This window comes from Williamsia sp. Y712 (genome assembly GCF_059445525.1).
The window spans coordinates 1,986,653-2,013,394 of sequence record NZ_JCAIUN010000001.1; the positions used below are offsets into that span (position 1 = coordinate 1,986,653).

A 26,742-nucleotide genomic window follows, 5' to 3' on the forward strand; every position below is an offset into this window, starting at 1 on the left:
AGTTCCACCAGGAGGACAAATTGTCGTTCGCGCAGTTGCTCGATGCGATCAGTCGACTCACAACGCGTGATCCCGGTGCCGTTGCATACGAACACGAAGGGGTCGGGGTCACCTGGGTAGACCTCGACACGCGCCTGGGTTTGCTGGCCGCACCGTTGGCGGATCGGGGATTGGGCCCGACCGAGGTGTTGTCGGTTGCCATCTCCGGCTTGTCTCCGACGATTGCCGCGGCGGACGGTGCACTGGCGAGGGCCGTCGGGGAGGTGGTGGCGGTGGCAGAGGCGGAGTCCGCGGTGACCGCGACCGCGACCCTGCCGGATCTGTTCGAAGCTCAGGTGGCGGCCACCCCTGATGCGGTGGCGCTCATCTGCGATGAGACAACGTGGACCTATGCCGAGTTCGATCGGCGGGTGAACCGGCTGGCCCGCCATCTCATCGGAATCGGTGTCGGGCCGGAAATCCCGGTGGTGATGGGTGTTCGACGCTCACCGGACATGATGGTGGCGATCTACGCGATCGTGAAGGCCGGCGGCGCCTACGTGCCGGTCGATCCGGATCATCCCGCGGCGCGTGTAGCGGAGGTCATCTCTTCGGTCGCCCCGCTCTGTGTCGTCGCCCGGGATGTTGACGGTCTGACGGTTCCGGCCGGAGTGCGTGTGGTCGATCCGGATCTGCTGGATCTGTCGGTTCACGACGACGGCCCGATCGCCGACTCGGAGCGCCGGACGCCGCTGCGGGCGGACAACCCGGCGTACGTGATCTTCACCTCCGGGTCGACCGGACGTCCCAAAGGCGTTGTGGTGTCGCACCGCTCGGTCGGGGAGTTCCTGTCTCGGCGGCAGCAGGTCTACGGGGTCGGACCGTCCGATTGCATGTTGCAGAAGACCCCGGTGACGTTCGACGCCGCGGTGCGTGAACTGTGGTGGCCATTGGTCAGCGGAGCGCGCCTGGCGATCGCCACCGCCGACGGGCAGCGGGACCCGCGATACCTCGCCGCCGCAGTCGATCGTCACGGCGTGACGGTGATGCATTTCGTGCCGTCGATGCTGGCGGTGTTCGTCGACGCGCTGCAACCGGGAGAGGGGCAATCCCTCCGTGAGATCCTCAGCGGCGGAGAGCAATTGACGTCGCATCTCCTCGGTCAGATCCGCGCCAAACTGGATGCCTCGGTGAGCAATGAGTATGGCCCCACCGAGTTCACGGTGTCGGGCACCCGGTATGCGAGCGCCGACGACGATCTGTCGCGACCGGTGGTTGCCATCGGCACCCCGTACCCGGGTCTGCGCGCTCACCTGCTCGACCGCCGACTCCGGGAGGTCCCACCGGGCATTCCGGGTGAGATCTATCTCGCGGGTCCGCAGATCACGAGGGGGTACGTGGGCCGTCCGGACCTGACCGCCGCACGTTACGTGGCCGATCCCGCGGGTTCGGCGGGCGAGGTGATGTACCGGACCGGTGACGAGGCCCGGCGACGACCCAACGGTGATCTGGAGTACTTGGGACGCACGGACTTCCAGGTGAAGTTGCGTGGGTTCCGGATCGAACTGGGTGAGGTCGAGACGGTACTCGCCCGGGTGACCGGGGCGGTCCGAACCGTGGTCGTGGTCAATACGGACGACTCGGGTTTCGAACGACTGATCGGCTATGTCGTCCGTCCGACCTCGGATGTCGAAGACATCGGAGCGGTGCGGAGACACCTGGCAGAGTTCCTGCCGGACTACATGATTCCGGCCACGATCATCGCGCTCGACGAGCTGCCGTTGACCGCACACGGGAAGCTCGACCGCAAAGCACTGCCGCAACCGCACGCCGCCAGATCGACCACCCCGTACCGGGAGCCGAGCACATCGACCGAGATCGCGGTCGCCGCCGTCTTCTCGGAAGTCCTCGGTGTGGAACGGGTGGGTGCGGACGACTCGTTCTTCGACGTCGGTGGAAACTCGTTGTCTGCCACGCGGGTCGTGGCCCGGGTCAATTCCATGCTCAACTCGGATATCGGCCTGGCCGAACTGTTCAAGAACCCGACCGTGACCGGCTTCGCCGTCGTGGGCGAATCGGCGGCGGGCACGGTCGATCGCCCACGCCTGGAACCCCGAGCGCGCCCTGATCATCCGCCGCTGTCGCTGGCCCAGTCCCGAATGTGGTTCATCAATCAATTCGACACCTCCTCGCCCGCATACAATCTGCCGTTGGCGGTGCGGTTGACCGGCACGGTCGATCTCGACCTCATCGCGAATGCGGTCCGGGGTGTCATCGAGCGCCATGAGTCATTGCGCACTGTTTTTCCGTCGGGTGAAGACGGACCGTGGCAGCAGGTTCTCCACCCGACCCAGGTCGATCTCGCCCTCGACCCGATCGACGTCGCCGACGAGGAAGAACTGCGGAGCCGGTTGGCAGCGTTGGCATCACAGGGTTTCGACGTGACCGCTCAGGTTCCGGTTCGACCGGCCATCTTCCGGCTCGGACCGACCTCGCACGTGCTGGTCCTGGTGTTGCATCACATCGCGGCCGACGGTGCGTCCATGTCGCCGCTGGCGCGGGATCTGGTCACCGCATACCTGGGGTGTTCGGACGATGACGGCCCGCAGTGGGAGCCGCTTCCCGTGCAGTACGCCGATTATGCTCTCTGGCAACATGAACTGCTCGGGTCGGAGTCTGATCCGGACTCGCTGGTCTCGCGGCAGATCTCCTATTGGACCGATGCCCTGGCGGACATACCTGCGGTACTCGAGCTTCCGGCCGATCGGCCGCGGCCCGGCCGCCCCTCGATGCTCGGCGGTCGTACGGAGTTCACCATCGACGGTGCCCTGCACCAGCAGATCGCCGCGGTGGCGCGGGAGCGCGGCACCACGGAGTTCAGTGTGCTCCACACGGCGTTCGCGCTGACGCTCTCGGTGCTGTCCGGGATGGACGACATCGTCATCGGGACACCGATCGAAGGCCGCGGAGAACGCGAACTGGACGGGCTCGTCGGCATGTTCGTCAACACCCTCGCGCTGCGCACCAGGATCACACCAGGGGCCACGTTCGCAGAATTGTTGCGGTCCACCGCCGACTCCGACCTCGGCGCCCTGGCCCATGCTGATGTTCCGTTCGAGCGGTTGGTGGAAGTGCTTGCGCCAGAGCGCACCACCGCATACACCCCGATCTTCCAGGTCACGCTGGCCCTGCAGAACAACGAACCCCCGGTCCTGGATGCGCCGGATCTGTCGATCGCCGAGTATGACAGCGGTGTCACGTTTGCCAAGTTCGATCTGCAGCTGGCGCTGAACCCGACGAATGCGGGCGGCCTGGCGGGGTTGTTTGTCTACGCAACGGACCTCTTCGACCAGGCATCGATCCAGAAACTCGCCGAGCGCTTCGTTCGGATCCTGAATCAGGTTGTCGCGCAGCCCGACGTCATCGTCGGACGGATCGGCGTACTTTCTGATTCCGAGATCGCGGAATTGTGTCCGGTTGTGGGCCGGGCGGGTGAGACTCCGGTCACGCTCGGCGAACTTCTTCATTCCGCAGCGAGCGTCGATGAGAATGCGGCTGCGGTGATCTGTGACGACGAGGTCCACAGCTACCGTGAACTCGACCGACGGTCGAGCGCGCTGGCGCAGATCTTGATCTCCGAAGGAGCTCGCGCCGATCAGTTCGTCCCACTGGCACTTCCGCGTTCATTCGACGAACAGGTCGGACTGTGGGCGGTGGTCAAATCTGGCGCCGCGTTTGTTCCTGTGGACCCGGCCTACCCGCGGGAGCGCATCGAGCACATGATCGCCGACTCCGGAGCGGCAATCGGCGTCACCCTCGCAGAACATCGCTCGCAGCTGCCCGATTCGGTGCGATGGGTGGTCCTGGACGACCCGGAGACCCGGCAGGTGCTTGACGAAGCGGTGGCAACAGACGGTGGCATCCCGACTCGCTTGTCACCGCAGCGCATCGACAATGCGGCGTACATGATCTACACCTCGGGCTCGACCGGAGTGCCCAAGGGCGTGGTGGTCACGCACCGGGCCATGGCGAACTTCGCCGCCGAACTGCGAGAGCGATACTCGGTGACCTCGCAGGCCCGGGTCCTGCATCTCTCGTCGCCGAGCTTCGACGCGGCGATGCTCGAATTGCTGTTCGCGGCGTCGGCCGGGGCCGCCCTGGTGATCGTGCCGCCCGGGGTTTACGGCGGCGACGAGTTGTCCCGGGTGATCACCGAGGCCTCGGTGACTCACGCGATCATCACGCCGGCTGCTTTGGCCACCGTCAACGCCGGCGAAGCCGATTCGCTTCGGGAGTTGGTGGTCGGCGGCGAGGCCGTGCCCGAGGGTCTGATGAGGGATTGGGCGCCGGGCCGGCACTTCTACAACGGCTACGGCCCGACCGAGACCATCATCATGGTGACCATGTCGCGGCGGTTGCAGCCCGATGACGCCATGACCATCGGCGGCCCGATCCGCGGTGTCGAGGCGATGGTTCTCGACCGGAGCCTACGTCCGGTACCGGTCGGGGTCAGCGGTGAGCTGTACATCAGCGGACTGCAGATGGCCCGTGGATACCACTGCCGGGCGGGGTTGACCAGTGATCGGTTCGTGGCGAACCCGTTCGGCGATGGCGGGACCCGGATGTACCGAACCGGTGACGTCGTGCGGTGGATGAGCGATCCCGCAGGGGAAGCGAACCTGGAGTATCTGGGCCGCAGTGACTTCCAGGTGAAGGTGCGCGGGTTCCGGATCGAACTCGGTGAGATCGACGCAGTTCTGCAGAGCCACAAGACCATCGATTTCGTGGTGACCCAGGGGCGCACCGGGCCGACGGGCACGACGGTCCTGGTGTCGACGGTCGTTCCGGTCAAAGGCTTTACCGTCGACACCGACGAGCTGCTGCGTCATGCCGCCGAGTCCCTTCCCGAGTACATGGTCCCATCCGTTGTCATGGTGCTCGATTCGGTACCGATGACGGTGAACGGCAAGCTCGACCGGGCAGCCCTGCCGGAACCCGACTTCGCGGCCATCGCGACCAAATCGTATGTCGCGCCGTCCTCGGTGCTCGAAGAGATCCTGGCCGGTGTGTTCGCGGAGGTGCTGGGGGTGCCGAGGGTCGGCGTGACCGACTCCTTCTTCGCGCTCGGCGGCGACAGCATCGTGTCCATCCAGCTCGTTTCGCGGGTCAAGGCCGCGGGTGTCCAGATCACCGCGCGAGATGTGTTCGAGCGCAAGACAGTTGCCGGATTGGCCGAAGTGGCCGTTCTACAGTCTGCGGACATGACACCGGTGCTCGAGGAGCTCGACGGAGGTGGGGTCGGCGAGATGCCGCTGACCCCGGTCATGCATTGGGCTCTCGAGCGTGGAATGGGTGATCGCTTCTCGCAGGCGGTGATGCTCACATTGCCGGTGGGAATTGATCACTCCACGCTCGTTGCGACACTCCAGCGGGTTGTCGACAGCCATGACATGCTTCGCGCCCATCTTGTTGCCGCGGAGGCGGCGGCTCCGAAGCTGGTGGTCGCCGAGGTCGGTGGAATCGAGGTGGAACCGGCAATCACAAGGGTGGAGTTCGACGCCGACGCGAGGCCGTCATCCGAGGGCTTCGCCGCACTCGCACGCACGGCTCTCGATGAGGCCGCGGACCGGCTCGATCCTGCCGGAGGCGCCTTGGCCCGGTTCGTATGGTTCGAACCGGCCGCGGGTGTCGACGGAAACGGACGCCTGCTGCTGGTGCTGCATCACCTCGCGGTCGATGGGATCTCCTGGCGGGTACTGGTTCCCGCGTTGGCCGGTGCCTGGGCCGAACTGACGGCTGATGTGACCCTCGACCTCGGCGCAGAGGTGACATCGATGCGGCGGTGGTCCCATGCGTTGACCGCGCAGGCGACCGACCCGGGGCGCATCGGGGAACTGCCCTACTGGCAGTCGATGTCCGATCCCGTCGAATCAGCCATCGGTGCACGTGTTCTCGACCCGGCGACCGACACCATGCGGACCGCACAGAAGCATTCGGTCACCCTGCCCGAGGAACTGACCGAGGCGTTGACCACCGCGGTTCCGCGCGCATACAGAGCAGGCGTCCAAGATGGTCTGCTGGCCGCGCTCGCGCTGGCGATTGCCGCCTGGCGCCGTGACCGCGGCGTCGCCGAGGAGCGGGCCCCGTTCGGGATCACTCTCGAGGGCCACGGCCGCGAAGAGAGTGTGGCCCCGGGCGCGGACCTGTCGAAGACCGTCGGCTGGTTCACCACGGTGTATCCGATCCGCCTGGACATCGGTGGTGTGGACATCGACGAGGCGTTGGCAGGTGGCACCGCGGCAGGCGGGGTGATCAAGGTGGTCAAGGAGACCCTGAGATCGGTCCCCGACAACGGGATCGGCTACGGCCTTCTGCGCTACCTGAACGCCGAGACCGGGCCGGTTCTCGCGGCAGCGTCCGACCCGCAGGTCAGTTTCAACTATCTGGGGCGGTTCGGTGGTCAAGAGATCACCGACGAGATGATCGGGCACGGTTGGGTTCCGGTGGTCGAGGGCCAGAACCTCGGTGGTGCGACCGATCCCGACATGGCGCTCGGCGCCGCGATCGACGTCAACGTGTCGGTGCTCGGTGGTGGAACACTGTCCACAACATTCACCTACGCCGCGAATCTGTTCACCGAACACGAGATCGTTGCTCTGGCCGAGCACTGGACCACCGCGGTCTCGGCCATTGCCCGCCACGCCACACAACCCGACGCGGGCGGATTGACTCCCTCCGACCTGACCCTGCTGACTGCGACCCAGGCGCAACTGGATTCACTGGAGAAGGGCCACCCCGGCATCGCTGACGTGTGGCCGCTTTCGCCGTTGCAGCACGGAATGCTGTTCCATGCGTTGATGGCTCGCGAATCGACGTCGGTGGTCGATGTGTATGTCGCGCAGTTCGTACTCGGTCTCGACGGGCTGCTCGATGTCGAACGGCTCGGCCGGGCCTGCAATGCGCTGCTGGAGCGGCATCAGAGTATGCGGTCCACCTTCGTCATCGACGAAGACCTGGGCGCGGTCGCGCTGGTTCGCACCGATTTGAACGTTGTTGTCGAGGTTCATGATCTGACGATGATCGACGACACCGAAAGGGTTGCCGAGCGCGACCGGATCTTGTCTGCCGACCGGGCGACCGGTTTCGACATGTCGGCGGGCCCACTGATCAGACTCGCCGCACTGCGCTTGGCCTCAGATCGCTGGGATGTGGTCATCACCAATCATCATGCGATTCTTGATGGTTGGTCGACGCCACTCGTGCTCCGCGAGTTGATGGTGCTCTATGCCACCGATGCCGACCAATCGTCGATGCCTGCCACCCGCCCGTACAGCCTCTACCTGCATTGGTTGCAGCAGCAGGACCGCGCCGCCTCGACGGCGGCCTGGCAGCGGGCACTGTCCGACGTCGACGGACCGACGTTGCTGTCACCACAGTCACGAGGCCGCGACCATGCCACGGTGCCGGGCATGGTCAGACGTGAACTCACCGCCCACGAGACGCAGCAGGCCGCGGCACTCGCCGGCCGACTGGGCGTCACGATGAACACCCTTGTGCAGGGTGCCTGGGCAATCGTGCTGAGCGCCATGACGAACCGTACCGACGTGGTCTTCGGATCAACCGTCTCCGGCCGACCTCCGTCGATCACCGGCGTGGAGTCGATGATCGGTCTGTTCATCAACACTGTGCCGGTGGCGGTCCGCGTCGACAACGCCCTCGACGTGGCCGAGTTCCTGCAGCGGTTGCAGAGCGCTTCGTCGGACATGCTCGACCATCAGTACCTGGGGCTGGCGGACATCCATCGCCACGGTGGCACCGGGGCGGTCTTCGACACCGCGGTCCTCTACGAGTCCTATCCCGTGGACAGTGCCGGGGTCGGCGGCGGTGTGGACATCGCCGGTGTCCGGCTGCGTGATGTGGAATCCGCTGCTGCCAGCCACTTTCCGTTGTCGATCGTGGCGGCGAACACCGATCGCCTGCACTTCGCCGCGAAGTTCGCGCGCGAGAGTTTCACCGAGGCCGTCGCCGACTCGCACCTCGATCGACTGCTGCGGGTGCTCAGGTCGTTCATCGCTGATCCGGCAGCGAGACTGGCCGCGCTCGATCCCGCCTCGCCAGAGGAACGAACCGCGGTGCTCCGGTGGAACCCGTCACCGGAACCGATCGGGGACCGGACGCTGGTCGACCTCTTCGAGGACCAGGTTGCCCGAACACCCCACGCCACCGCACTCATCGGCGAGGACGAGGTCCTGACCTACGCCGAGTTCGACGCTCGCGTCAATCGGCTCGCCAGATTGCTGATCGGCCACGGAGTCGGCCCCGAGAAGCGGGTCGCGCTTGTCATCGAGCGGTCGACGGAATTGATGATCGCGATCTATGCCGTCGCGAAGGCAGGTGCCGCGTACGTCCCGGTCGACGTCGACGCCCCGCCGGAGCGCATCGAACACATGATGCGCGCGGCGGCAACGATGTTGACCCTCACCACCTCGAAGCGACCACTGGACGTCCCCGGCGACAGTCCGGTCCTTGAGATCGATTCGCTGGCAGATGAACTCGCGCGCCACGCCGATGTGCCGATCGATGCTCTCGAACGGCACTCGCCGCTGCGCTCCGAACATCTGGCCTACGTGGTGTTCACGTCCGGGTCAACCGGCCTGCCCAAGGGGGTCGAGGTCACCCACGGCTCCGTGGTGAACATGGTGCAGTGGCGGCAATCGGTCTATCGGCTCGGGGCCGATGATCGGCTTCTCCAGAAGACGCCGTTCACCTTTGACGCGTCGGTGCGCGAGCTGTGGTGGCCCCTGACGCACGGCGCGGCGCTGGTGATCGCGACCCCGGATGGCCATCGCGATCCGCGCTACCTCGCCGAGGCGGTATCGCGCCATCGGATCACCGCAATGCACTTTGTCCCCTCGATGCTCGACGTCTTTCTCTCGGCCGTCGAACCAGACGAGATCTCGGCGTTACGAATGGTCTTCTGCGGCGGTGAAGCACTGTCGGTGACGTCCCTGAACCGTTTCCGGTCGATGTCGAACGCGTCGCTACACAATGAGTACGGGCCGACCGAGTCGACGGTGACCTCCACCCGATTGCAGACCACCGCCGACGACGTCTTGCACGGATCGGTGGGAATCGGGTTCCCGGTGGCGAATGTGGTCGCGCGCGTGCTCGATCAGGCGCTGCGCGAAGCTCCGCCGGGTGCGGTGGGAGAGCTCTATCTCGGCGGTGTTCAGCTTTCGCGCGGGTATGCCTCGAAGCCGGTGCTGACCGCGGAGCGTTTTGTTGCCGATCCGCAGGGAGAGCCCGGTGCGAGGCTCTATCGCACAGGCGATCTGGTGATGCGTCGATCAGATGGAACCCTCGACTACCTCGGCCGGGCCGATCTGCAGGTCAAGCTTCGCGGCATCCGAATCGAACTCGGCGAGATCGAGGGTGTACTCGCCTCCGACGACCGGATTCGGCATTGCGCCGTGGCGCTCAAGACAAGTCCGCAGGGTGTTGATCGGCTCGTCGCCTACGTGGTCCCGGAGACAACGGGGAGTGAACCGGAGGATCTGCTCGAACGTGCACGAGCGGTGTTGCCTGCGGCCTTGGTCCCATCGGCGGTTGTCGTCCTGACCGAACTGCCGCTCACCGTCAACGGCAAACTCGACCGGCGCGCCCTTCCCGATCCGCAGTTCGGCAGTACGGCAACCGAATATCGGGCGCCGGTCACCGTGCACGAAGAGATGGTGGCTGCGGTCTTCGGTGAGGTGTTGGGCCTCGAACGGGTGTCCGTCGACGACCGGTTCTTCGACATCGGCGGTGACTCGTTGATCGCGACCCGGGTCATCGCCCGCCTCAACGCCGCCGGCGATGCGCGACTGGGGCTGCGCGATCTGTTCGAGGATTCGTCGGTCGCCGGACTGGCCTCCCGACTCGGCCGCAGCGCGGGAGAAGGGCGATCGCGGACACCGCTGATCGCCACCGTGCGACCGGCCGCGATCCCGCTCTCACTCGCACAGCAGCGGATGTGGTTCCTGAATCAGTTCGACACCGCCTCACCGGTCTACAACATCCCGGTCGCGATCAGGCTCACCGGAAGCCTCGACATCGATGTCCTCACGGCGGCGTTGCTCGATGTGCTCGATCGACACGAATCGCTGCGTACGGTATTCCCCGATTCCGAATCCGGACCACACCAGCACATTCTCGATGTGGTCGATGCAGACATCGATGTCGCCCGGATCAATTGCGGTGAAGACGACCTCCCGATCCGGATGATCGAGTTCTTCTCGCAGGGGTTCGATGTCGCGAAACGTATTCCGTTGCGGGTTGCGCTGATCGAGTTCGGTCTCGATGAGCACGTGCTGTTGATGTCGATCCATCACATCGCCTCCGACGGAGCATCTCGCGCTCCGCTGGCCAGGGACCTGGTCACCGCCTACGTCGCGCGTATGCAGGGCGGGGCGCCTGCATGGGTGCCTCTGGCGGTGCAGTACGCCGACTTCAGCGTCTGGCAACGGAACTGGCTCGGTTCCATCGACGACCCGGCATCGGCTGCGACCGAGCAACTGGATTTCTGGCGGACCGAGCTCGCCGACCTGCCGACGGTGCTCGAACTGCCCACCACGTACCCACGTCCACCGGTGCAGTCGTTCCGGGCGGGCACCGTCGACTTCACGGTTGACGCGGCGACCAGGGACGGCCTCAGCAAAATCGGCACCGACAGTGGTGCAACACTTTTCATGACCGTTCATGCCTGCCTGGTGGTGCTGTTGTCTCGGCTCAGCGGTGGTGACGACATCGCGGTGGCGACCCCGGTCGCCGGGCGTGGCGAACGTGAACTCGACGACCTGATCGGGATGTTCGTGAACACCCTGGTGTTGCGAACCCGCACCGATCCCGATCTGCGCTTCATCGATCTGCTGCAACAGGTGCGCGAGTCCGACCTGGCTGCATTCAGTCATTCCGAGTTGCCGTTTGAACAGCTGGTCGAGGCCCTGAACCCGGAACGTTCCCGGTCGCACTCACCGTTGGCCCAGGTGGCGCTGGCGTTCCAGAACGTCGAACGGGCTGAGCTGAACCTCCCCGATCTGGTCATCAAGCCGGTCGAATCCGGCTTGGAGACAGCGAAATTCGACCTCCAGCTGATGATGATCGAGCGTGACACCGAGGACGGTCCCGCGCTGGACGCGACGCTCACCTATGCGGCCGACCTGTTCGATCCGGCGGCCGCGAAACGTTTCACCGACTACTTCGTGCGAGTGTGTCGCGCCGTGGCCGATGACATCACGGTGACCGTCGGAGCCCTCGAACTTCTCGACGGGGCCGAACGCAGAGAAGTGGTGCCCTATTGCGCGGGTCCGGATCCGGAGCCGATGACGCTTGACGCCCTCATCTCGCGGGGCGCCGACTTGTACCCGGATATGCCCGCCGTGCTCGAGAACGATCGGTCGGTCACCTATCGGGAACTCGATACCGAGTCGAATCGTCTTGCCCGCATGCTCATCGACCGCGGTGCCGGGCGCGAGGAGTTCCTTGCGGTCGCGCTTCCGCGGTCCATCGAGTGGGTCACCACGGTGTGGGCGATCGGAAAGGCGGGTGCGGCTTTCGTCCCACTCGACTCGTCGTACCCGATGTCGAGGATGCAGTTCATCGTCGCCGATGCCGGGGCACGGTTCGGTATCACGACCGCACAGTTCCGGGACTCGTTGCCGGACGACATCGAGTGGCTGGTTCTCGATGATCCCTCGACGCTGCAGGAACTCGAGCACCTGTCGAGCGCGCCACTGGCCGATGCCGACCGCACTGCGGCGTCGGTCGACAATGTGGCGTACACCATCTACACCTCGGGTTCGACCGGGAAACCAAAGGGCGTGGTCGCCACGCACCGCGGCCTGTCCGGTGTTTTCGAAGCCATAAAGAAGCGGGTCACCCGAGGGGACACGGCGGTCCGTACCGCCCTGTTCTCCTCGCCGGGATTCGACGGCGCGATCTTCGACCTGCTGCTCGGCGCGAGTGGCGGCAACACGATGGTTGTCGTCCCGCCGGGGGTCTACGGCGGCCGAGAATTGGCAGGCCTGCTGCAGGACAGGGCCGTTGAGATGGCGTTCATTCCGCCTGCCGCGTTGGCCACGGTTGATCCGACTGGTCTGGACACCTACCGAACCGTGGTCCTCGGCGGTGAGACAACACCGCCGGAGCTGATCGAGGCATGGGCCGAAGGCCGGGATGTACTCAACATGTACGGCCCGACCGAGACAACCATTATCTGCACGGTCAGCGTTCCGTTGCGCCGCGATCGCCCGGTCGACATCGGAGCGCCGTTCCGGGGTATGCAGGCCGTTGTGCTGGACTCCCGGCTGCGCCCGGTGCCTGTCGGTGTCAATGGTGAGCTCTACATGATCGGCGGCGGACTGGCCAGGGGATACCAGAACCGCGCCGGCTTGAGCGCAGGAACCTTTGTCGCGAATCCCTTTGGCCCTGAGGGCAGCCGGATGTATCGGACGGGCGATGTTGTCCGCTGGGTGATCAACGACGACGAGTACGTGATCGACTACATCGGCCGGGTGGATTTCCAACTCAAAATTCGCGGATTCCGGATCGAGTTGACTGAAATCGACTCCGTGCTGACGCGTCATCCGGATGTCGGGGTGTCGACAACCGTGGATGTGCGGACTCCCAGCGGATCGGTGGCGTTGGTCGCCTATGTCACGAGCACCACCGGTGTGGCCATTGATCCGCAGGAATTGCGGTCGCACGCGCGGCGAGAGTTGCCTTCGCACATGGTGCCCGCCGCGTTCGTCGAGCTCGACTCGATGCCACTGACCACCAACGGTAAAACCGATCGCCGGGCGCTTCCGGCGCCGGTATGGGAGACCGACGGGGAATTCCAGATTCCGCGGACACCGGTCGAGGAGATAGTCGCCGGAGTCATTGCCGACGTCCTCGGTGTCGAACGGGTCTCCAGCGATGCGGACTTCTTCGAGCTGGGCGGGAACTCACTGTCGGCGACCCGCGTCGTCGCCCGGGTCAACCAGGCCCTCGACGTCGAACTCGGGGTACGGACGATCTTCGACGCTCCGACAGTGTCCGGAATCGCCGCCGCCGCATCGGTTGCGACCAAGCGTGAGTCCGGCCATCCACCGCTCACGCGACGGACTCGGCCGGCCCGGATCCCGTTGTCGATGGCGCAGCAACGGATGTGGTTCCTCAACCAGTTCGACACCACGTCGGCGGCCTACAACATCCCGATGGCGGTCAGGTTGACCGGAGCGCTCGACCTCGACGCGCTGCGTGTTGCGATGGATGACGTTCTGGCCCGACACGAATCGCTGCGAACGGTGTTTCCCTCCGGTCCCGAGGGTCCCGAACAGCGGGTGTTGTCCGTGGTCGATGCCGGGGTGTCGCTGACAACCGTGGAGGTTTCCGAAGACGAGGTGATCGCAGCGGCGATTGCGTTCGGTCGACAGGGATTCGACGTCACCGAGTCGGTGCCGTTGCGTGCCGCACTGTTCTCCATCGATCCCGACGACAATGTACTCGTCGTGGTGGTGCACCACATCAGTGCCGACGGCGCATCGATGGCACCGCTCGCCCAGGACGTGATGTTGGCATATCTGTCACGTGCGCAACAGGGAAGCGATCCCGATTGGCAGCCGATGCCCGTGCAGTACGCGGACTTCAGTCTGTGGCAACAAGAGGTGCTCGGCTCCGAAACCGACACCGAATCGGTGATCTCCCGGCAAATAGCCTACTGGCGTGAGGCTTTGGCCGATCTTCCAGATGTGCTCGAACTGCCGACGGATCGACCTCGGCCGCCGGTGCAATCCACCACCGGGCAGCGGTTGCCGTTCTCGGTTCCGGCGGAGCTCGCGAAGGCGGTCGAAGGCATCGCCCGGAACACCGGTACCACCACGTTCATGGTGCTGCAGACGGCATTTGCGGTGTTGCTCGCCCGGATCTCCGGGTCCGGCGACATCGCCATGGGTACCGCGATCGCCGGGCGGGGTGAGCAGGCGCTCGACCGATTGGTGGGGATGTTCGTCAACACGCTGGTGCTGCGGACAACCGTGGAAGGCGATGCCACGTTCGCACAGACGCTCGCTGCGGTACGCGACGCGGATCTCGGCGCTTTCTCCCACGCCGACGTGCCGTTCGAGCGGGTGGTCGAGGTCCTCAATCCGCAGCGGTCCACGGCGTATGCGCCGTTGGCGCAGGTGTCGTTCGGTTTCGAGAACGTCGACCGTCCTGCACTCGAACTGCCGGATCTGAGTATCACCCCGCTCCCGGTCGAATTGTTCGAGGTGAAGTACGACCTGGAACTCTCGCTGTCGCCCAAGGTCGACATCGATGGCGCGCAGTCGGGATATTCAGGTGTATTCGCTTATTCCACAGCCCTGTTCGACCGGTCGACCATTGCCGCGTTGAGCGAACGGTTCCTTCGGCTACTGGCAACCGCCGTTGCCCAACCAGACCTGAGGGTCGGCGACATCGATCTCTTCGACGATCGCGAGCGGGCGCTGGTCCTCCACGAACTCAACGACACCGCCACACCGGTGCAAGAACGCGTACTGACCGACTTCCTCGCTGCCGCAGTCGATGTGGCACCGCAGGCTCCGGCCGTCACGTTCGAGGACGTGACCCTCGACTATGCGTCGTTCACCGCCCGGGTCAACGCACTGGCCCGACTGCTGATCTCACAGGGCGTCGGACCAGAGGTGACCGTGGTCGTCGCGGTGCGCCGGTCGATCGAGATGATGGTCGCGATCCACGCTGTGATGGTGGCAGGCGGCGTGTACGTGCCCGTTGACCCGGATCAGCCGCGGGTGCGGATCGCCGAGATCGTCGAACAGGCCGCACCGGGCTGCGTGGTGACCAACGCGCAGGACCTGATGGAACCGGTTGCCGACCACCCGCTCATCGAGATCGATCGGGTGGACCTGTCGGGTTTCGGCGGCGAGCCGTTGGTCGAATCCGAACTACGTGCTCCGCTACGCCCGCTGAACTCTGCATACGTGATCTTCACCTCGGGTTCGACCGGCAAACCCAAGGGTGTGGTGGTGAGCCATGCGGCCGCGGCGAATCAGATCCGATGGATGGCGGCCACGTTGGAGTGCTCCGCCGACGACACCTTCCTCCAGAAGACCCCGCTGGTGTTCGACGCGTCGATCTGGGAGTTGTTCGTGCCGTTCGCATGTGGCGGACATCTGGTCATCGCCAGACCCGACGGTCACCGGGATCCGGAGTACCTGATCGAGACCGTCCGCCGGTGGAATGTGGCCCTACTCGATTTCGTTCCTTCGATGCTCGCCGTCATGCTGAGCGAGAAGCAGCCGGCACTGCCCGAATCGGTGCGCGGTCTCGCGGTCGGCGGCGAAGCCCTGCCGGAGTCGCTGGCACGGCGATTCCTCGGACACAATACGGCGTACCTGGACAATCAATACGGACCCACCGAGGCCACGATCACCGCGACGCAGCATCGGGTCGACGGCACGGAATCGGGCGCGATGCCGATCGGGACCCCGGTATGGAACACCCGGGCCTACGTACTCGATGCCCGCCTGCGGCCGGTGGTGCCGGGAACCGGAGGTGAGCTGTATCTTGCCGGAATCCAGTTGGCCCGCGGCTATCTGGGGCGGTCAGACCTCACTGCAGATCGGTTTGTGGCCGATCCGCTCGGTGATCCGGGCGCGGTCATGTACCGCACCGGCGACCTGGCGCGGATCGATCGGCTCGGCAGGCTCGAATACCTGGGACGAACCGACCACCAGATCAAGATCCGGGGTCTGCGGATCGAGCTCGGTGAGATCGAGGCGGTGCTCGCTCGGCACGACTCGATCGGGCAGGCTGCGGTCCTGGCTGTCCAGAGTGAGCACGGACGCAGGCTCTGCGCCTATGTGACGCCCGCCGGCGGCGCCGGGATCGACGTGGCCACCCTGCGCACTGCGATCGCCGCAGCGTTGCCGGACTACATGGTCCCCGATTCGTTCACGGTGCTCGACAGCATGCCGATCTCGGCCAACGGAAAGTTCGATCGCAAGGCGTTGCCCGAGCCTGTTTTCAACGTGGAGAGCGCTGCCTTTGTGGCACCCGCCTCGGACGCCGAAGTCAAGATCGCTGCGGTGTTCTCCGAAGTGCTCGGCCGGGACCGGGTAAGTGCCGTGGAGTCATTCTTTGCCCTCGGCGGCGACAGCATCATGTCGATCCAGCTGGTATCCCGCGCGAAGGCGCTCGGTATCGGTCTGACTGCACGAGATGTGTTCGAACACAAGACCGTTGCCGCGCTGGCGACGGTGGCGACGGATCTCGCAGACGATCAGCGGGACACGATCGCCGAACTTCCCGGTGGCGGTGTGGGGGAGCTGCCCCTGACACCGATCATGGCCGCGTTCGGATCCGCACCCGGCGGGCACAAGCGTTTCTCGCAGTCGAATTTCGTCACCCTGCCGCACGGCATCGATCAGACGACCATCGAATCGGTGGTCGATGCGGTGGTATCGCATCACGATGCACTGCGGCTGCGGTGGGTGCGCGGTGACGACGGCACAGTGGGGCATCTGCGTGTCGAGGAACCGCAACCCGAACAGGGTCGGTCGATCCTGCATCGGGTCCGGTTCGAAAGTCTGCCCGGTACAGACGATTTCGAGGCCCTGGTGCAGGACGAGTTCAGCTCGGCCGCCGACCGATTGGATCCTGAGGCAGGAATCGTCGCTCAGTTCGTTTGGTTCGATCCGGCCGCCGAATTGCGCACCAATGGCCGCCTGTTGATCGTGATCCACCATCTGGCGGTCGACGGTGTGTCCTGGCGCGTCCTGTTACCTGATCTGGCTGCGGCCTGGGGAGGCATCCTGGCAGGTGACGGGCCCAGGCTGCAGCCGGTGGGTACGTCGCTGCGCAGATGGGCGCACGGGCTGGCCGAGATGGCGAACAATCCTGACCGGGTGGCCGAATTGGGCTTCTGGCGCACCGTGATCGACGTGGACGACCCGCTGCTGGGGCAGCGGGCCCCCGACCCCGCATCCGACACGGTCGGAACGACCGAGCGCGTGCGGTTCGAGCTCTCGGAGCAAGCGACGCGAGCGTTGATCACCGCGGTCCCAGAGGCCTTCGGTGGCAGCGTCAACGACGGACTGCTGGCGGGATTCGCGTTGGCTCTGGCGAAGTGGAGGTCGAGGTGGGGCCGGTCGGCCGACCACGTCTACCTGCAACTGGAGGGCCACGGTCGTGAGGAGCGGGCATTGCCGGGGGCCGAGATCGGCCGCACGGTCGGCTGGTTCACGACGGCATATCCACTCCGACTCGATCTGGCCGGACTCGATGTCGACGGCGCGCTGGCCGGCGGTGACGATCTCGGCCGAATGATCAAGGCAACCAAGGAAAATCTCCGATCCACACCCGACAACGGCATCGGCTGGGGTCTGCTGAGGTATCTCAACGACCAGACGGCCGCAGAGCTGACCGGACCGGAGCCACAGATCAGCTTCAACTACCTCGGCCGCACATCTGCGATCGAGTTCACCGACGAGATGCGGGAGATCGGCTGGGTTCCGGCCCGCGACGGCGGTGAACTGGGATCGTCGCTCGACCCGGACATGCCGGTCCCCGCTCTGGAGATCAACGCTGTCGTGTCCGAGCGCGAAGGCGCGGAACGACTGTCGGCAGCCATCGACTTCCCCGTGGGTTTGTTCACCCGGACCGAGGTCGGGGAGTTGGCTGCGGGGTGGTCGGCGGCACTCGAGCAGGTCGCCCGGTACGCGTCCGCACCAGGGGCAGGTGGCCGGACGCCGTCCGACTTCGGTCTGGTCACGCTGACGCAAGGTGGGATCGAGTCGCTGGAACGAGCGTTCCCGGATCTCGAAGACATCTGGCCGCTCTCACCACTGCAGCGGGGCATGCACTTTCACGCCTCCCTCGCCGAGGGGGCGGTGGACGTGTACTCGGCGCAGATGTCGCTCCACCTGGCCGGAACCGTCGACCCAGAGCGACTGCGCCGCAGTGCACGGGCATTGATCGCACGTCATCAGGCCTTCCGTACCGCCTTTGTCACCGACGAGACCGGACAGACCGTGCAGGTCGTCCTCGATGACGTTGACATCCCTTGGCGCACAGTGGATTGCACGGATCCTCTGGGTGCCGGGGTCGAGCGGACCCGGGACGAGCTGGCGGCCGCTGATCTACGGGCGCCCTTCGACATGGAGAAGCCGCCGTTGATGCGGTTCACGCTGCTCCGAACCGCCGCCGATCGGTACGAACTGTTGGTCACCAATCACCACATCGTGATCGACGGGTGGTCGACACCACTGGTCATCAAGGAACTGCTCGTCCTGTATGCGACCGGAGGCGACGCCTCGGTCCTGCCTGCGCCACGCTCGTACCGTGACTTCCTGTCGTGGCTGGCGGGACGGAAGCCGGAGGAATCGCGGCAGGCCTGGGTCGATGCCCTTGGCGGTGTCGAAGGGCCGACGCTGCTGATCTCCGGTGATCGCGGTCGCAGGCAACACGAAGGTGTCGCAGAACTCCATGCGAGCATCACCGAGGAAACCACGACGATGCTGCAAGCGCGGTCAAGGGCGCTCGGTGTCACGCCGAACACGTTTGTGCAGACCGCCTGGGCGATCGTGCTGAACGCGTTGACCGGACGATCCGATTGCGTTTTCGGAGCGACGGTTTCAGGGCGACCCGCCGATGTGGCGGGCGTCGAGTCCATGATCGGGTTGTTCATCAACACGATTCCGGTTCGGGTGCGGGTCAAGGCCTCGGAGACGGTCGATCAACTGCTCGCCAGGGTGCAGGTCGAGCAGTCGACATTGCTCGATCATCAGCACATGGGGTTGGCCGACATCCAACGGGCGGTGGGCGAGGCCGCGCAGTTCGACACGTTGGCCGTCTTCGAGTCATTCCCCGTCGACATGGCCGGTGCCACAGCCGAGACCGACATCGCCGGAATGCGGGTGACCGGGTTCAGCGGACAGGACGCCGCCCATTATCCGGTCACCTTGACCGCCAGCATGCGCGGAGCCCTGAAGTTCAAGTTCAGCTATTCGCCCGAATTGGTCGACGAGCCCACCATGGGGCGCATCTGCGCGCGGCTCCTCGCCGCACTGACGGCCCTGATCACCGCGCCCGACGTTGCGGTCGGAGCGATAGATCTGCTCTCCGGTGACGAACGCGCGCAATTGCAGCAGGTCAGTGGCGCACCCGCCGAACCCGCTGTGGTTCTGCCCCAGATGCTCGCCGCAGCGGTTCAGGCTGCCGGAACAGAGTCCATCGCCCTGGTCCTCGGTGACAGACGAGTCACCTACGGAGAGCTCGATCGCTGGTCGAATCGCCTTGCGCGGGAGCTCATCGCGCTCGGAGTCGGCCCCGAGGTCACAGTTGCCTCGGCGCTGCCGCGTTCGGTGTACTCGAACCTGGCGCTGTGGGCGGTCGCGAAGGCCGGCGGTGTCCTGGTCCCGATGGATCCGGCCTACCCGGCCGACCGCATCGAGCACATGGTCCGTGATTCGGGTGCCCGGATCGGTTTGACGATCGAGGCTCACCGCACCGACCTGCCTGCCGCCACCGAGTGGTTCGTTCTCGACGATCAGCAGTTCGAGATGCAGTGCTCGACGCGACCCGACGAGCCCCTCCTGCCGGAAGAACGTCCGCGGGCGCTGCAGATCGACAACGCCGCCTACATGATCTACACGTCCGGATCGACCGGCCTGCCCAAGGGCGTGGTGATGTCGCACGCGGGTCTGGCGAACTTCGCCGCCGAGCAAGCCGAACGGTACGCGTTGACCAAACAGTCACGGGCGCTACATTTTTCGTCACCCAGCTTCGACGCGTCGATGCTGGAGTTGTTACTTGTGGTCCCGGTGGGTGCGGTGCTGGTGATCGTGCCTCCGGGTGTCTATGGTGGCGACGAACTCGCGACGATCATCGCAGAGCACCGGGTCACGCACGCGTTCATCACACCGGCCGCCCTGGCGACGCTCGATCCCGCGGGGCTGGACAGTCTGCAACACCTGGTGGTCGGCGGTGAGGCCGTGCCGAACCGGTTGGTCGAGATCTGGGGACCGGATCGGCAGTTCTACATCGGCTACGGCCCGACCGAGACCCAGATCATGGTGACGATCAGCGATCGGATACTCCCCGGTGACCGACCCACGATCGGTGGCCCGATCCGCGGTGTGTCGGCTTCGATACGGGATGGGTTCCTGCGCCCGGTGCCGGTCGGTGCGCCCGGTGAGTTGTACATCTCCGGGATACAACTGGCACGTGGCTATCACGCCAGGAGCGGGTTGAGCGCAGAGCGTTTCGTCGCCGACCCCACTGATCCCGGTCGGCGGATGTATCGAACCGGAGACGTGGTCCGTTGGGTACCAACACCATCCGGCGCGCTCGAGGTCGAATACATCGGCCGCAGCGACTTCCAGGTCAAGGTGCGCGGTTTCCGCATCGAACTGGGGGAAATCGACGCGGTCCTCGCCGAGCACGATTCGGTCGAGTTCGTCACGACCCAGGGCGTTCAAGGTCCGTCGGGGGCAACGATGTTGGTCTCGTACGTGGTGGCCTCCGCGGGCGCCACGGTGGGTTCGTCGGCGCTGATCACGTTCGCAGGCCGATCGCTGCCCGCGCACATGGTGCCTGCGGTGGTGATGGTGCTCGACGAGATGCCGCTGACCGTCAATGGAAAGGTCGACCGAAAGGCATTGCCGCAACCGGCCTTCGAGGAGTCGGCCCAGGAGTATGTCGCACCGAGTACGCCAACCGAGGAGATCCTGGCCGCCGTGTTCGCCGATGTCCTTGGTGTCGAACGGGTCGGTGTCACCGACTCCTTCTTCTCCCTCGGTGGCGACAGCATCATCTCGATCCAACTGGTATCCCGCGCCAAGGCGGCCGGTGTCCTGATCTCGGCGCGCAACATATTCGAGCACAAGACCGTCGCCGATATTGCCCGGGTGGCGACCATGAGCACCGACGCGGCGGTCACGGTTCTCGAAGAGCTGCCGGGCGGTGGCATCGGTGAGATGCCCGCAACTCCGATCGTCCGATGGATGATCGAGCGAGGTGGCGGGCACAACCGCCTGATCATGCCGCTGTATGTGGCGCTGCCCGACTCCATCGACCACGCACAACTCGTGGACACGCTCGCCGCGGTCGTCGATCACCACGACATGCTCAGGGCCTCGCTCTCATACGAGGACAACACGATCACTGTCCGGGATCGTCAGGTGCTCGATATCGCAGGCATGATCGAACGCGTCGAGTTCGGCGCTTCGGCAGCTCCCGGGACGCCTGCGTTCGCCGAATTGGTCGAACCTGCCTTCGATCGTGCGGCTGCCCAACTGGATGTGGCCCGGGGGCAGGTGTTGCGGCTGGTATGGCTGCAACCCGGACCCGATGTGTCCGGTGGTGGCCGGTTGTTGATCGTCGCCCATCACCTGGTCGTCGACGGTGTGTCCTGGCGGGTTCTGGTCGAAGATCTGGTGACGGCATGGCAGGCGGTTTCGCAGGACCAGCCGCCGCAGCTGAAACCGGTCGGTACCTCCATGCGTCGCTGGGCGCACGCACTGTCGGAACAATCCGCCGATCCGGACCGGGTCGCCGAACTCGGCTTCTGGACGAACCTGCTGGAACAGGGCAGCGTCGATATCGGCGGGCGTCCGCTCGATCCGGCGCTGGACGTGTTCGGCACCGTGGAATCGGTGAAGCTACAACTGCCCGAGCATGTGACCGACGCGCTTCTCACCACGGTCCCAAGGGTTTTCGGTGGTGGGGTCAACGACGGTCTGCTGGCCGTCCTCGCGATCGCATCGATTGCCTGGCTACGCGACCGCGGGGTCCAGACCGACGCGACCACGATCAAACTCGAGGGTCATGGCCGCGAGGAAGAGGTCGTCGCCGGAGCCGACCTGTCGCGGACGGTGGGATGGTTCACCACCATGTTCCCGCTGGGGCTGGATCTGACCGGCGTCGACATCGATGACGCGCTGGCAGGTGGGCCCGCGGTTGCCGATGCCGTGAAATCGATCAAGGAACAACTCGTGGCGGTACCCGACAAGGGCATCGGTTACGGGATGCTGCGATACCTGAATCCAGATACCGCGCAACAGCTGTGGGCCTATCCGCAACCCGCTATCGGGTTCAACTATCTCGGCCGGATCGGCACCGAGAGCGCGCCGGGTGTCGTCGGATGGTTGCCGGCGCCGAGCGGTGAACTCACCGCGTCGGTCGGCCCGGATCCGGACATGCCGGTGGCCGCCGCCATCGACATCAACGCCGCGGTGACCGGCGATCGGCTCGAGGCGACGTTCGCCTTCCCGAACACACTGCTGCGCGAGTCCGAGGTGCGATCGCTCACCGATTTGTGGACGCGGGCCGCGAAAGCCGTTGCCGAGTGGTCGTCGAGTGCGTCCGGCCGGGTGTTCACACCGTCGGATCTGCCGCTGGTGAATCTCGATCAGCGCGCCGTCGACATGCTTGCGGTCGACTATCCGTCGATGACCGACGTGTGGTCGCTGTCGCCGTTGCAACGTGGGATGTTGTTCCACGCCAGGCTCGCCGAGGGTTCGCTCGACGTGTACACCTCGCAGGTGATCCTTCGATTGGGGGGCACCGTTGACATCGGTCGGTTGCGCGCGGCAGCTGCGGCGCTGCTCGATCGCCATCCGAATCTGCGTGCCGCGTTCCGCGATGATCTCTCCGACGAGGCCGTCGCGGTCATCGTCGAATCCGCCGTGGCTCCGTTCGCAGAGCATGATCTGCGTGCCGATCCCGATGCCGAGGACGTCCGTGCTGCGATCCTCGACGAAGACAGGAATCGCCGATTCGAGATGCACGCGCCACCGCTGATGCGGTTCACGGCGGTTCGGCTCGGTGCCGATCGGGTCGACTTCGTGATGACGAGCCACCACATCCTCCTCGACGGCTGGTCCATGCCGCTGATACTGCGTGAGCTGTTCACGCTGTACGCCACCAGCGGCGATGCCACGGTGCTGCCGGCGCCTCGTTCTTACCGGGGGTTCCTGCAGTGGCTTGCCGGCCGGGATCTGGCGGCATCGGTGGAACATTGGGCCGCGGCGTTGTCCGAGGTCACCGAACCCACATTGCTGGCGCCGGCAAATCGAGCCCGCGAGCAGCAGAGCATGCCCGGTGAGATGCTCCTCGAGATCAGTCCGGAGCGGACGACGGAGCTCGACGCGGTCGCCAAACGCCTTGGGGTGACGATGAACACGGTCGTCCAGGCGGCCTGGGGTCTGGTGCTGTCGCGACTGACCGGCCGGGACGACGTGGTGTTCGGCGCCACCGTTTCGGGTCGGCCAGGGCACCTCGAGGGTGTGGAGTCGATGATCGGCCTGTTCATCAACACACTGCCCGTCCGGGCCCGGATCAACAGGTCCGAGACCCTCGCCGACTTCCTGGTGCGGTTGCAGGTCGAGCAGTCCGAACTGGTCGAACACCACTACGTGGGGTTGCCGGTGATCGCCGGACGCGTCGGGCCCGGAGCCGGTTTCGACACGCTGACGGTCTTCGAGTCCTACCCGGTCGATGCCGTGGCATCAGGCTCGGTCACCGACATCGACGGTTTGCGGGTGCTCGATGTCTCCGGTGTGGACGCGAACAACTTCCCCCTGTCGCTGTTCATCACTGCTGGCGACCGAGTGCGCCTGCAGGCGAAGTTCCTCGCCGATGTGTTCACCCACGACGAAGTCGATGTCATCCTGGCGCGGGTTGATCACATGCTCGCCCAGATCGCCGCTCAGCCCGATGTCCTGGTCGGCCGGGTCGACGTGCTGGTCCCGGCCGAGTGCGAGCAACTCGCGGAGTTCAACGCAACCGAGGTCGATGTTCCGGACCGCACTCTGGTCGATCTGTTCGATGCACAGGTGCTCCGCACCCCGGACGCCGACGCCCTCGTCTTCGAAGGCGAGGTGTTGAGTTACGCCGAATTCGATTCCCGCGCAAACCGTCTCGCGCGCCATCTCATCGGGATGGGTGTCGGGCCCGAATCGAAGGTCGCCATCGCAATGCGGCGGTCACTGGACCTGCTGGTGGGGATGTACGGGATCATCAAAGCCGGGGCGGCATACGTCCCGATCGACCCCGACCACCCGGCGGAGCGGACCACCTACGTTCTGCAGATCGCGGATCCGGTGTGTGTGCTGACCACCGTCGGTGACGGAATCGACATCTCGGCGGATTTCGCGGTCGTCGAGATCGACACCCTTGATCTCTCCGATCTGCCGGCCGGCCCGGTCACCGACGTCGACCGCATCGCGTCACTGCGGCCCGGCAACACCGCATACGTCATGTTCACCTCGGGTTCCACCGGAAAGCCGAAGGGTGTCGTCATCACCCATCGCGCGATCGTCAACCAGTTGCTGTGGAAGCAATCCGAGTACCGGCTCGGGACCGACGATGTGGTGTTGCAGCAGATAGCGATGACGTTCGACGTGTCGGTCTGGGAGTTCTTCTGGGGACTGCAGAATGGCGCCACCCTGGTGATCGCCAAACCCGACGGACACAAGGACATGCGCTATCTGGCTGCGCTCATCGAGCAGTACGGGATCACGACAGCAACTTTCGTCCCGTCGCCGTTGGGAGTGTTCGTGGCCGAGGCGGAGCCGTCCACGCTGCGCACCCTGCGCCACGCGTTCGTGATCGGAGAGGCGCTGCCGCCGGAGACCGCGGAGCGCTTCCGTGAACTGTGTTCGGCGAGCCTGAACAACATGTACGGTCCGACCGAAGCGGCAGTCAGCGTGACGAATTGGCAAGTCGGACCGGCAGATACCCAGACGGTTCCCATCGGTGTCCCACAGTGGAACGTCACCGCCCACGTGCTCGACTCCGGTCTGCGACCGACCCCGGCCGGTGTGGCCGGTGAGCTGTATCTCGGTGGTACGCAGCTGGCACGTGGCTATCTGCAACGGCCGGGGATCACGTGCGACCGGTTTGTCGCCGATCCGTTCGGGCAGCCGGGGGAGCGGATGTACCGGACCGGCGACCTGGTGCGCCGCCGTGCCGACGGGGCTCTGGAATACATCGGACGCACCGACTTCCAGGTCAAACTGCGCGGCCAGCGTATCGAACTCGAAGAGATCGAATCGGCGGTGCTGGCCTATACCCCGATTCGCCAGAGCGCGGTGCTGGTACACAAGGATCCGCGGACCGGGGACCACCTGATCGCCTACGTGATCGCGCACCGGGGCGCCGACCTCGATACTGAACAGTTGCGAGCCGTTGTGGGTCGTTCGCTGCCGAAGTACATGGTGCCCGACGCGGTTGTCGTGCTCGACGAGTTCCCGCTGAACCCGAGTGGCAAGCTGGACCGGAAACAGTTGCCGCTACCCGAGTTCCATCGGACCGGAGAGTACGTGGCGCCGGCCACCGAGACCGAACGCATCGTCGCGGACGTACTGGCCGAGGTTCTGGGGCTCGAAAGGGTGTCGGCGGACGCGTCGTTCTTCGATCTCGGCGGTAACTCACTGTCGGCCACCCGCCTGGTCTCACGGCTGACCGATGATCTTGGAACACCGATGTCGTTGCGCGCGATCTTCATGGATCCGACCGTGGCCGGGATCGCGGCGAGTGCCGAATCCGGAAGTGGTTCGCAGGCGGGTGTATTCGATGTCGTCCTGCCGATACGCGAACGCGGCGACCAGTCTCCGCTGTTCTGCATCCACCCGGTGCTCGGGCTGGCCTGGGCGTATCGGGGGCTGATCGACGCAGTGGATCCTGCGATCCCGATCTATGGTGTCCAGTCACCGGCGGCGACCGGTCAGTGGAATCCGGAATCGGTCGAGGAGATAGCGGCCAGATATGCCGATGAGATCCGCGCGATCCGGCCCGATGGTCCCTATCGGTTGCTGGGTTGGTCGCTCGGTGGCGTGATCGCTCACGCGGTCGCGGCACGATTGCAGGACGAGGGGCAGCAGGTCGAGATGCTCGTGATGTTCGACAGCTTCCCGGGGGAGTCGGCCAAAGTCCTCGGCGAGGAGGGTGTCGCACCCAGTGAGATCATCGCCGGCCTGGGACTGCCCGCCGAGATGGGGGTCGATCCGGTTCTGGATTCTCCCGAGATCGTCGCCGGGAAACTTCGGGAAGTCGGCGGTCCGGCATTTGCAGATGTCACCGCGGAGTGGCTCGAGACGATGATCGCGACGGCCACCCAATCCATGACGTTGATGCGCCGCTATGAACCGCGGACCGTCGACGGCGATCTCCTGCTGTTCACGGCGGGCTCGGGGCGCGACGACGACACCATCGCACCGCGCGCATGGCAAGGCGCCGTGTCGGGAGAGGTGGTTCACCACAGCGTCGAGGCCACGCACTGGGCGATGATGGGCGCGGATGCGCTCGCAGAGGCGGGCCCGATGTTGGCAGAGTTCCTCACCAACAGGTCGAGTAGTGTTGACCGGTGATGGTCGATCCGATGGGCCTGGGTGACGGAGCAAGTCAGAGCGGGGTCTTCTGCACCAGATCCGGCTAACAACAAGGTCCGACAGAACGACAAACAGGCGACATCACTCTCGGTGCATCCGGAGTGGAAGGGAGTATCAACATGACCAACCCATTCGACGACGAGGACGGCCGTTTCTTCGTGCTCGTCAATGATGAGAACCAGCACTCGCTGTGGCCGACCTTCGCCGAGATCCCGGCGGGCTGGAACAAGGTTTTCGGCGAGGATTCACGGGCTGCCTGCCTCGAATACGTCGAGCAGAACTGGACCGATCTGCGGCCGAAGAGCCTGATCGACGCGATGAACGCGGACCAGACGAACAAAGACTGACAACG

The 26,742-nt window shown here is 65.2% G+C and carries 2 protein-coding genes; both read left to right on the plus strand.

The window, feature by feature from the left end; translation table 11 throughout:
* Nucleotides 1-20: 20 nt before the first annotated feature.
* Entirely contained in the window at nt 21-26,369 is a 26,349-nt protein-coding gene (locus AC1D75_RS09175) for a non-ribosomal peptide synthase/polyketide synthase (RefSeq protein WP_495514951.1), read from the plus strand.
* 140 nt (nt 26,370-26,509) lie between these two features.
* Nucleotides 26,510-26,737, plus strand: coding sequence for an MbtH family protein (locus tag AC1D75_RS09180; protein WP_495514952.1), 228 nt, complete (start codon nt 26,510-26,512; stop codon nt 26,735-26,737).
* Nucleotides 26,738-26,742: the final 5 nt, after the last annotated feature.

Excerpts from the sequence above, each read along its gene's own strand:
- AC1D75_RS09180 (WP_495514952.1), top strand. The coding sequence starts at position 26,510 with ATGACCAACCCATTCGACGACGAGGACGGCCGTTTCTTCGTGCTCGTC.